The 616-nt window shown below is 71.1% G+C and carries 1 protein-coding gene; it reads left to right on the forward strand.

Annotated features, from left to right (window positions below):
- The coding region (locus OTB19_RS43300) for a hypothetical protein (protein ID WP_267804357.1) at nucleotides 1–243 on the forward strand (243 nt) is incomplete at its 5' end.
- Nucleotides 244–616 lie beyond the last annotated feature (373 nt).

The following is a 616-nucleotide window of genomic DNA, read 5'->3' on the forward strand; positions in this document are numbered from 1 at the left end:
GTGGGCCTGCTCAAGGATGCGGCCACCGCGGCCGCGGCCTTCGAGGCCGCCAACGTCACCTACTCGGCCAGCATGGCCGCCGCCCTGGTCATCGCCGCCGACCCTGCCGTGGCCCAGGCCACGGCAGGGGAAGCCCTCAAAGCCCAGAAGACGGCCAACGACGCGGCTGCCGCAGCCCTCAAGACCGCGGCCGCCGCGGCAGGCTGTGTGCTTCCTGCCGCCCCGCCTCTCCCGGCCTCCTGACGTTGCCGGGGTAGTTGCCCCCAACAGCACAACAGCGCGAGCAGGTAGGGCATTGCTGCCCTTGGGAACCTGCGGAGAGACGGCAGGGAGACCTTCTGCTCGAGCCGCAGGCGCCGAGCAGTGGGGGCAGCGTTCCGTCTGCGAGGCGGCTGTTCAGTCCTGGGCACCTTCACGACCGGTGACGCGCGGTCTCGGAGTGTCGGCACAGCAGGCATGCCCTGTCACTGAACAGCCGGTAACCGGCCGTTCAGTGACAGGGGTCAAGGTGCGGCCTCATCCCCGGAGCCGCGCCAGGTGTCCTCGCGTAGGGGTGGCCCGGGGACACCTGGGGCGGGCCCGGTTACGGTGTTCCGTTGGCTCCGTTGGCGCAGGG

The organism is Streptomyces sp. H27-H5, assembly GCF_026627505.1.
Lineage (GTDB): Bacteria > Actinomycetota > Actinomycetes > Streptomycetales > Streptomycetaceae > Streptomyces.